General features: G+C 61.9%; 10 protein-coding genes. All 10 read left to right on the top strand.

Annotated elements, in window-relative coordinates; all coding sequences use genetic code 11:
• Positions 1-112 precede the first annotated feature (112 nt).
• The 10 genes from hfq to AB4Z11_RS13310 all read left to right on the top strand — a co-directional run bounded on the left by hfq (position 113) and on the right by AB4Z11_RS13310 (position 9164).
• Positions 113-358 carry an RNA chaperone Hfq gene (gene hfq / locus AB4Z11_RS13355; protein WP_395400609.1) on the top strand — a complete coding sequence of 82 codons (246 nt, stop codon included), beginning with the start codon at positions 113-115 and terminating at the stop codon, positions 356-358.
• Positions 359-368: 10 nt separating this feature from the next.
• Positions 369-1514: a GTPase HflX gene (hflX, locus tag AB4Z11_RS13350; RefSeq protein WP_442025737.1), complete on the top strand. Its 1146-nt coding sequence runs from the start codon at positions 369-371 to the stop codon at positions 1512-1514.
• Between the two features lie 7 nt (positions 1515-1521).
• Positions 1522-2814 carry an FtsH protease activity modulator HflK gene (gene hflK, locus AB4Z11_RS13345; protein ID WP_442025736.1) on the top strand — a complete coding sequence of 431 codons (1293 nt, stop codon included), beginning with the start codon at positions 1522-1524 and terminating at the stop codon, positions 2812-2814.
• Positions 2814-3689 (top strand): protease modulator HflC, encoded by an 876-nt coding sequence (gene hflC / locus AB4Z11_RS13340; protein ID WP_442025735.1) that lies wholly within the window; start codon positions 2814-2816, stop codon positions 3687-3689. The genes hflK and hflC overlap by 1 nt, the downstream gene beginning before the upstream one ends.
• 182 nt (positions 3690-3871) lie before the next feature.
• Complete coding sequence (locus AB4Z11_RS13335) at positions 3872-5032, top strand: ATP phosphoribosyltransferase regulatory subunit (protein WP_442025734.1); 1161 nt, start codon at positions 3872-3874, stop codon at positions 5030-5032.
• Between the two features lie 5 nt (positions 5033-5037).
• A complete protein-coding gene (locus tag AB4Z11_RS13330) occupies positions 5038-6348 on the top strand; it encodes an adenylosuccinate synthase (RefSeq protein WP_442025733.1) in 1311 nt (436 codons plus the stop codon).
• Positions 6349-6365: 17 nt separating this feature from the next.
• Positions 6366-6911: a phosphoribosyltransferase gene (locus tag AB4Z11_RS13325; RefSeq protein WP_442025732.1), complete on the top strand. Its 546-nt coding sequence runs from the start codon at positions 6366-6368 to the stop codon at positions 6909-6911.
• Between the two features lie 112 nt (positions 6912-7023).
• A complete protein-coding gene (locus AB4Z11_RS13320; protein WP_442025731.1) occupies positions 7024-7980 on the top strand; it encodes a hypothetical protein in 957 nt (318 codons plus the stop codon).
• Positions 7981-8000: 20 nt separating this feature from the next.
• Entirely contained in the window at positions 8001-8597 is a 597-nt protein-coding gene (locus tag AB4Z11_RS13315) for a MarC family protein (protein ID WP_442025730.1), read from the top strand.
• Positions 8598-8723: 126 nt separating this feature from the next.
• The gene (locus tag AB4Z11_RS13310; protein ID WP_442025729.1) at positions 8724-9164 is read left to right on the top strand and encodes a hypothetical protein; all 441 of its coding nucleotides are present in this window, start codon (positions 8724-8726) and stop codon (positions 9162-9164) included.
• The last annotated feature ends 2 nt before the right edge of the window (positions 9165-9166 follow it).

Here is a 9166-nt window from a genome sequence, read left to right as displayed (position 1 = left end):
CTCCTGCAGGATTCGAAAAAACAAGGTACAGTAGCTTTGGAGCATCCCCACGGCACTTGAATTCAAGAGTTTCGCCTCCAATTCTAGACAACAACATAAAACTGGAGCTGTTATGAGCAATAAAGGGCAATTGTTACAAGACCCATTCCTGAACGCGCTGCGTAAAGAGCACGTTCCTGTCTCGATCTACCTGGTCAACGGCATCAAGCTGCAAGGTCATATCGAGTCTTTCGACCAGTATGTGGTCCTGCTGCGTAACACCGTCACCCAGATGGTGTACAAGCATGCGATTTCTACGGTGGTGCCGGCCCGCGCCGTCAACCTGAATATCGAATCCTCTTCCGAGGCGGCGGAGTAAAGCCGTTCCTATGCGTGCAGCATTAGTCGGGGTAGATTTCGGACAGGGCGACTTTGCTGCCAGTATCGAGGAGCTGACGCTGCTCGCGCGTTCCGCGGGAGCAGAGCCGGTAACGACCATTACCGGCAAGCGGTCGTCGCCCGACGCCGCGTATTTCGTCGGCAGCGGCAAGGCGGATGAAATCGGCCTTGCCGTCCAGGACCACAAACTCGAAATCGTCATCTTCAATCACGCGCTGTCGCCCGCCCAGCAGCGCAATCTCGAAAAACGTCTCAGCGTCCGCGTGCTGGACCGCACCAGCCTGATCCTCGATATCTTCGCGCAGCGCGCCAAGAGCCACGAGGGTAAGCTGCAAGTGGAACTGGCACAGCTGCAGCACCTGTCCACCCGCCTGATCCGCGGCTGGACCCACCTTGAGCGTCAGAAGGGTGGTATCGGTCTGCGCGGCCCTGGTGAAACCCAGCTCGAAACCGACCGCCGATTGATCGGCGAGCGCGTGAAGATGCTGCGTACCCGCCTGGCCAAGCTGCGCAAGCAGCACGAGACGCAGCGCCGTGCGCGCAACCGCAACCACACCTTCTCGGTGTCGCTGGTCGGCTATACCAACGCCGGCAAGTCCACGCTGTTCAACGCCATGACCAAAGCCGGCGTCTACGTCGCGGACCAGCTGTTCGCCACCCTGGACACCACTTCGCGCCGCATCTACATGGGCGAAGAGGTCGGCAATGTCGTGCTGTCGGACACGGTGGGCTTCGTGCGCGAACTGCCGCACCAGCTGGTGGCGGCATTCCGCGCCACGCTGGAGGAAACCATCCACGCCGACCTGCTGCTGCATGTGGTCGATGGTTCCAGTCCGGTGCGCATGGAGCAGATCGAACAGGTCAATGCGGTGCTGCAGGAAATCGGCGCCGACCATATTCCACAGATCCTGGTATGGAACAAGATTGATGCGGCCGACCTTGAGCCGGCGGTCGAACGTGATGAGTATGATAAGATTTCCCGCGTCTTCATCAGCGCACGCACGGGTGCAGGGCTGGACCTGCTGCGCGAAGCAATCAGTGAAGCCGCCAAGGACGAGCAGGAAGCCGCCGCGCACCGGGAAGAACCGATGGCGCCGGACAGTATTTCCAACCTAATCCATGCTGGATCACACTAATAAAAACATGGCTTTTTCCTTTTTCAAGAAAAGACCCGGCCTGAATCTGTCGCTGAATGACCCGCGTTGGGGCAATAACCGCGATGGCAATAAGCAGGCGCAGGAGGGCAAGAAGCCCGGCGATGGCCCGCCCGATCTCGACCAGCTGTGGCGCGACTTCAATCAGCGCCTGAACGGCTTGTTCGGCGGTGGCCGCAACCGCAACAGCGGTAACGGCTCCGGCGGCGGCAGCGGCGGCGACATGAAGGGCGCCGGCTTTACCTTCGGCGCGGTGGCTTCGATTGCCGTGCTGGTATGGCTGGCATCCGGCGCCTTCATCGTGCAGGAAGGCCAGACCGGCGTCGTCACCACCTTCGGCAAATTCAGCCACACCACGCCGGCCGGTTTCAACTGGCGCTGGCCGTATCCGTTCCAGAACGATGAGACGGTGAACGTGTCGCAGGTGCGCACGGTGGAAGTGGGCTATCGCGGCAATGTGCGCTCCAAGCAGGCGCGCGAATCGCTGATGCTGACCGATGACGAGAACATTATCGACATCCAGTTCGCTGTGCAGTTCAAGCTGAAAGACCCGGTGGCCTGGCTGTACAACAACCGCGATGCGGAAGAAACCGTGCGCCAGGTGGCTGAGACGTCGATCCGCGAAGTGGTTGGCCGCAGCAAGATGGACTTCGTGCTGTACGAAGGCCGCGAGAAGGTGGCGCTGGAAACCCAGCAGCTGATGCAGACCATCCTGGACCGCTACGCGTCCGGTGTGCAGATCACCAATGTGACCATGCAGGGCGTGCAGCCGCCGGAGCAGGTGCRGGCCGCCTTTGACGACGCCGTGAAAGCCAGCCAGGACCGCGAGCGCCAGAAGAACGAAGGCCAGGCATATGCCAACGACGTGGTGCCGAAAGCCCGCGGCACCGCCTTCGCGCTGGTGCAGCAGGCGGAAGCCTATCGCGCCCAGACCGTGGAGAACGCGACCGGTAACGCCGACCGCTTCAAGTCGGTGCTGGCCGAGTACCAGAAAGCGCCGGGCGTGACGCGCGACCGCATGTACCTCGACACCATGCAGCAGATCTTCGCCAACACCACCAAGGTCATGGCCGATTCGCGCAATGGCAATAACCTGCTGTATCTGCCGCTGGACAAGCTGATTGCCCAGGTGGCCGCCGCCGATGCTGCGCGTGCCGCCTCGCAGACGCCGCCGCCACCTGCTGCCGTGCTTCTGACGCCGGACAACAGCATGCAGAACCTCGACCCGAACCGCCGCGACCTGCGTTCGCGCGATTCGTCCCGTGACCGGGAGAGCCGCTAATGAACCGACTCGTTACTTATCTGATTGCGACGTTTGTCGCTCTGATGCTGCTGTCTTCCACCGTGTTCGTGGTGGACCAGCGCAAGTTCGCCATCGTCTTCGCCCTGGGTGAAGTGAAGCAGGTCATCAGCGAACCAGGGCTGCACTTCAAGCTGCCGCCGCCGTTCCAGAATGTGCTGTATCTGGACAAGCGCATCCTGACCCTGGACAACCAGGACGCTGACCGCTTCATCACGGCCGAGAAGATGAACATCCTGGTCGACTCGTACGTGAAGTGGCGCATTACCGATCCACGCCTGTACTTCGTTTCCTTTGGTGGCGACGAGGGCAGGGCGCGTGACCGCATGTCGCAGATCGTCAAGGCAGCGCTGAACGACGCCATCACCAAGCGCACCGTGCGCGAAGTGATCTCGGGCCAGCGCGGCAAGGTGATGGACGAACTGCGCGGCAAGGTGGTGAATGAGGCCAAGCAGATCGGCGTCGACATCATCGACGTGCGCCTGAAGCGGGTCGATTATGTTGAGCAGATCAACAACTCGGTGTATGACCGCATGAAGGCCGAGCGCCTGCGCGTGGCGAACGAGCTGCGTTCCACCGGTGCGGCGGAATCCGAAAAGATCCGCGCCGACGCCGAGAAACAGCGTACCGTGATCCTGGCCGAAGCCTACCGCGACGCGGAGAAGATCAAGGGCGAGGGCGATGCCAAGGCGTCCCAGATCTATGCTGAAGCGTTTGGCCGCAATCCGGAGTTCTACAAGTTCTACCGTAGTCTGGAAGCTTATCGCGGCTCCTTCAAGTCGAAGGCGGACGTGATGGTGGTCGATCCGAACACCGAGTTCTTCAAATATTTCAAGGCCCCGGGCGCAGGCAAATAAGCCGTCCCAGCCAGCCAGAAAATGGGGACGGAACACAATTTCCGCCGAGGCGGCAAATGTGTTCCGTCCCCATTTTTTTTCCAGTTGAGCCACGTTTTCGCGTAGAATACGCGGTTTGGCTCTCCGGTTTTCCGGGCGGCGCACCTGCGCCTGCATTGTTTATCATTCAATAGATTCTTCCAATGCCGAATTGGCTTCTGCCTGAACACATTGCCGACGTCTTGCCGTCCGAAGCACGCAAGATTGAGGAGTTGCGCCGCCTGATGCTGGATAATTTCCGGCTGTATGGCTACGAGCTGGTCATGCCTCCACTGCTGGAATACGTCGAGTCCCTGATGACCGGCGCCGGCGAGGACAGCAACCTGCGCACCTTCAAACTGGTCGACCAGATTTCCGGCCGCATGCTGGGCCTGCGCCCGGACATGACGACCCAGGTGGCGCGTATCGATGCGCACCTGCTGAACCGTGCCACCGTGACCCGCCTGTGCTACTGCGGCTCGGTGCTGCATACCCGTCCGTCCGGCCTGCACGCCACCCGCGAACCGATCCAGATCGGCGCCGAGATCTATGGCCACGCCGGCCTGGAAGCGGACGCGGAAATCCAGGAACTGGCACTGGGCTCGCTGGAGCTGGCCGGTTTCACCGATGTGCGTCTGGACCTGACCCATGTCGGCGTGCTGCGCGCCATCCTGAGCCAGGACCAGGCCGCCGAAAAAGATCATGACGCCATCGTGGCTCTGCTGCGGGGTAAGGATGTGCCAGGCCTGAAGGCGCTGGCCGCGAATTACGCCGAAGGCACGCGCAAGGCGCTGCTGGCCCTGCCGAATCTGTACGGCGATGTGGAAGTGTTGAAGCGCGCCCGCGCCGAGCTGCCGGAACTGCCGGGTATCAGCAAGGCGCTGGCCGAGCTGGCGGCACTGGCGGCGTCGGCCATCGGCCGCGCCAATGTGGCGATCGACCTGGCCGACCTGCGCGGCTACCAGTACGAGAGCGGCGCCATGTTTGCGCTGTACGTGCCGGGCCTGCCGAACGCGGTGGCGCGTGGCGGCCGTTACGACCACGTGGGCGAAGCTTTTGGCCGCGCGCGTCCGGCAACCGGCTTCTCGATGGATCTGCGCGAGCTGGCGCGCCTGCTGCCGACGGCGGAGCGCAAGCATTCGATCCGCGCGCCGTGGGGCAATGCGCCCGAACTGAAAGAAAAAATCGCCGAGCTGCGCAAGTCCGGCGAAGTTGTGATCCAGTCCCTGCCGGGTCACAACAACGAACAGGACGAGTTCGAGTGCGACCGCGCGCTGGTGCTCGACGAAAGTGGTAGTAACTGGATTCTTAAAAACCTAGGTTAAGTGTGATGTCAAAGAAAACTGCAAAGAACGTCGTCGTTATCGGCACCCAGTGGGGCGATGAAGGCAAGGGCAAGATCGTCGACTGGCTGACCGAACACGCACAGGGCGTGGTTCGCTTCCAGGGTGRCCACAACGCGGGCCACACCCTCGTTATCGGCGGCGTGAAGACTGCGCTGCAACTGATCCCTTCGGGCATCATGCGCCCAGGCGTGGCCTGCTACATCGGCAACGGTGTGGTGCTGTCCGTGCCGGACGTACTGCGCGAAATCGACAAGCTGGAAGCAGCCGGCGTGGAAGTGGCTTCCCGTCTGAAGATTTCCGAAGCCTGCCCGGTCATCCTGCCATACCACACCGCGCTGGATGCAGCCCGCGAAGCAGCGCGCGGCGCCGCCAAGATCGGCACCACCGGCAAGGGCATCGGCCCGGCCTATGAAGACAAGGTGGCGCGCCGCGCCATCCGCGTGGCCGACCTGCTGAACACCGAGCGTTTCGCAGAGAAGCTGAAAGAGAACCTGGACTACCACAACTTCGTGCTGGAGAACTATCTCAAGGCGCCGAAGATCGATTACCAGAAGACCCTGGACGACGCGCTGGCCTACGTGCCGCGCCTGCGCCCGATGGTGACCGACGTGTCGTCCGCACTGTACTCGGTGCACAAGAACGGCGGCTCGCTGCTGTTCGAAGGCGCACAGGGTTCGCTGCTGGACGTTGACCACGGCACCTATCCGTTCGTGACATCCTCCAACTGCGTGGCCGGCAATGCCGCTGCCGGCGCTGGCGTGGGTCCGGGCATGCTGCACTACATCCTCGGCATCACCAAGGCCTACACTACCCGCGTTGGTTCCGGTCCGTTCCCATCCGAACTGCCGACCGACCAGGGCGTAGGCAAGCACCTGGCGTCCGTGGGCCACGAGTTCGGCACCGTGACGGGCCGCGCCCGCCGCTGCGGCTGGTTCGACGCTGCGCTGCTGCGCCGCTCGGTGCAGATCAACGGCGTGTCCGGCATGTGCCTGACCAAGCTGGACGTGCTGGATGGCCTGGAATCCCTGAAGCTGTGCACCGGCTATATGGTCGATGGCAAGCACGTGGACATCTTCCCGGTCGGCGCTGAAGAAGCCGCGCGCTGCGAGCCGATCTACGAAGAAATGCCTGGCTGGACCGAAAGCACCGTTGGCGCCAAGTCGCTGGCTGCGCTGCCGGCCAATGCCCGTGCCTACATCAAGCGTATCGAAGAACTGGTGGGCGTGCCGGTGGACATGGTTTCGACCGGTCCGGACCGCGAAGAGACCATCGTTCTGCGTCACCCATTTGAATAAGAAAAGAGTCGAGCAATATGACTACCCCTGTATCTGACCAAAAACATCTGTGGGTTTCCTGGGATGAGTATCACCGCCTGATCGAGCGCCTGGCGCTGAAGGTGTACGAATCCGGCTGGAAGTTCGACATGGTGCTGTGCCTGGCGCGCGGCGGCGTGCGTCCGGGCGACGTGTTCTCGCGTATCTTCGACGTGCCGCTGGCCATTCTGTCGACCAGCTCCTACCGCGAAGAAGCGGGCACCGTGCGCGGCGACCTGGATATCGCCAAGTACATGACCATGACCAAGGGCCCGCTGAAAGGCAAGATCCTGCTGGTGGACGACCTGGCCGACTCTGGCGTGACCCTGACCAAGGTGATGTCTCACCTGAAGGAAAACTTCGAAGGCGTGACCGAAGTGAAGTCCGCAGTGATCTGGACCAAGGGCAGCTCCGCCTTCAAGCCTGACTACCAGATGGAAGAACTGCCGCACAATCCATGGATTCATCAGCCGTTCGAAGATTACGACGGCATCCGCCCGCACCAGCTGGCGGCCTGGATCAAGAAGGGCGAGGCCGGCGCGTAATCGCTCCGTAATCCCCCTGAAACGTGGCGGCAGGCACACAGCCTGGCCGCCATTTTTTATTGCCACTCGGCAAAATATGTATAATCTCTGGCATCGTTTTGCGGAGATGTGCATGTTGTCCCGGCTGTTCCTGATTCTTCCCCTGTTGACGGCGGCGCCTGCCGCGCTGGCGGCGTCCCCGCTGCAGAAGCTGTGGTCCGAGCACAAGTTCGAGGCCATCGACAAGACCCTGCACGAGTGGTGCGGCGGCGCCCGTACGCCCGAAGGCTTGCCCGAGCTGGCCGCTTTCGAACCCGCCTTCGACAGCCAATTCCGCAGCATGCAAAGCTGGGAAGCCGACCGCACGGCGCTGGCCCAATGGCGCAGCCAGCAACCGGATTCCCTGGCCCAGGCTTTCGTGGAAGCGATTTACTGGCGTGCCTATGCCTCGCAGCTGCGCCTGGGCGCGGTGTCGACGATGCCGAAGGAAGCGCTGGATCTGTATCACGAACAGATCGGCAACGGCACTGCGCGCCTGCAGCAAGTAAAGGCGCAGGCCGCCAGCTGCCCGCTGTGGTACAGCCTGAATATCGGCCTGATGCTGGAAGGGGGCGCCACGCGCCGCGCCGTCGCCAGCGCCTACCTGGAAGCCGTGCAGGTATTCCCGCAGGACCAGCAGATCCACTTCGCCATGGGCCGCGCCTATAGTCCGCGTGGCGGCGGCAGCGCGGTGCAATTCGACCAGTTCGCGCGCCGCGCCGTGTTCTTCACGCGCTCCAACGATGGCGGCAGCATGTATGCCCGCCTGTACTGGCGCGAGGACGGCAACGGCAGCGATGCCATCACTTTCCCCGACCGCCGCAGCCTGCCGGAGTGGACGCTGATGAAGACGGGTTTCGAAGACCTGCTGCAGCGTTATCCGGGCGACGCGGCGGCGCGCAACAAGTTCGCTTCCTTCGCCTGCCGCGCCAATGACCGTGATACCTACGGCAAGCTGCGCACCCAGCTGGGCGAGCGCATCCAGCCCGAGCTGTGGCCGGACAGCTGGCCTGTGGACGCCTGCGACCGCAAATTGTTGAAGCACGGTTGATAGATCTGTAAGATCCCGGCATGACTCAAGACTTCTTCCAGACCTTTATTCTTCTGTTGCTGGTGACTGACCCGTTCGGCAACGTTCCCCTGTTCGCGACGGCGCTGGCGCCGGTGCCGCCGCGGCGCCGCCCCAAGATCGTGGTGCGCGAATGCCTGATCGCCTTCATCGTGCTGCTGGTGTTCATGTTCTTCGGCTCGCACTTCCTGAAGGCGCTCAGCCTGTCCGAAGCCTCGCTGCGCATTGCGGGCAGCGTGATCCTGCTGCTGATCGCCATCCGCATGGTGTTCCCGCATCCGGATGGAGTGCTGGGACGCACGGAAGGCGGCGAGCCCTTCATCGTGCCGCTGGCGATTCCTGCACTGGCCGGCCCTTCCGCGCTGGCGACCGTGCTGCTGTTCTCGCGCGAAAGCACGGGCGAGGTATTGATTCACGTTGCCGCACTGGGTTCGGTGGTGGCGGTGTGGCTGGCCGTCTTCCTTGGCGCCGAGCGCTTGCAGAAGGTGCTGGGGCCGCAAGTGATGACGGCGTTTGAGCGCCTGATGGGCCTGATCCTCGCTGCGATGTCGATTGAAATGCTGCTGGGCGGTATCCGCGAGTTCGTCAAAACATTATGAACAAGGCCAATCCCGCCCGGATATTTTGACTAACTTTCAATTTTATTAGCGGAAGTTACAATTCGATAGATTTCCGGCGGGAAAGCATCCTTATAATTGCGCGATGTTTGAGCGCAAAGGAGCCTCATGGACCGGAAACTAAGACTGACGCTGGCAAGCGCGTTCGCCGATCAGATGCGTGCATCCCTGCCGGAATTCAAATTATGGAACGTCACCGCGCCCAGCCTGATGGACGGGGAGCTGGTGTGGAAAAACGGAAACAGCCTCATCATCCTGTCGCCGGACTCGCGCGGCCTGCGCGATGCGGTTACGGTGGAATTGGGCTGGTCGGAGCAGGGCGCTTTCCCGCAGCATCAGCGTCCCTCGCTGATCTCGCAAGCCCAGCTGGATGACGTCCACCTGCAGCCCGAATGGACCGTGCGCCTGGGCCGCCTCGACAACAACAACTTCGACAATATCGAAATTTCGATGACCTCCTGCGAAGAGGTGGCCGCCTTCCTGATGGACCGCCTGCAATCGGTCGGCCTGCCATTCTTCATGCGCATGGGAAGCGAACTAGTGTATTGATG

It is taken from the genome of Pseudoduganella sp. RAF53_2, assembly GCF_052113985.1.
GTDB lineage: Bacteria > Pseudomonadota > Gammaproteobacteria > Burkholderiales > Burkholderiaceae_D > Rugamonas.
This window is presented reverse-complemented; position numbering and strand designations above follow the sequence as displayed.

Excerpts from the sequence above, each read along its gene's own strand:
- hfq (WP_395400609.1), top strand. The coding sequence starts at position 113 with ATGAGCAATAAAGGGCAATTGTTACAAGACCCATTCCTGAACGCGCTG.
- hflX (WP_442025737.1), top strand. The coding sequence starts at position 369 with ATGCGTGCAGCATTAGTCGGGGTAGATTTCGGACAGGGCGACTTTGCT.
- hflC (WP_442025735.1), top strand. The coding sequence starts at position 2,814 with ATGAACCGACTCGTTACTTATCTGATTGCGACGTTTGTCGCTCTGATG.
- AB4Z11_RS13335 (WP_442025734.1), top strand. The coding sequence starts at position 3,872 with ATGCCGAATTGGCTTCTGCCTGAACACATTGCCGACGTCTTGCCGTCC.
- AB4Z11_RS13325 (WP_442025732.1), top strand. The coding sequence starts at position 6,366 with ATGACTACCCCTGTATCTGACCAAAAACATCTGTGGGTTTCCTGGGAT.
- AB4Z11_RS13320 (WP_442025731.1), top strand. The coding sequence starts at position 7,024 with ATGTTGTCCCGGCTGTTCCTGATTCTTCCCCTGTTGACGGCGGCGCCT.
- AB4Z11_RS13315 (WP_442025730.1), top strand. The coding sequence starts at position 8,001 with ATGACTCAAGACTTCTTCCAGACCTTTATTCTTCTGTTGCTGGTGACT.
- AB4Z11_RS13310 (WP_442025729.1), top strand. The coding sequence starts at position 8,724 with ATGGACCGGAAACTAAGACTGACGCTGGCAAGCGCGTTCGCCGATCAG.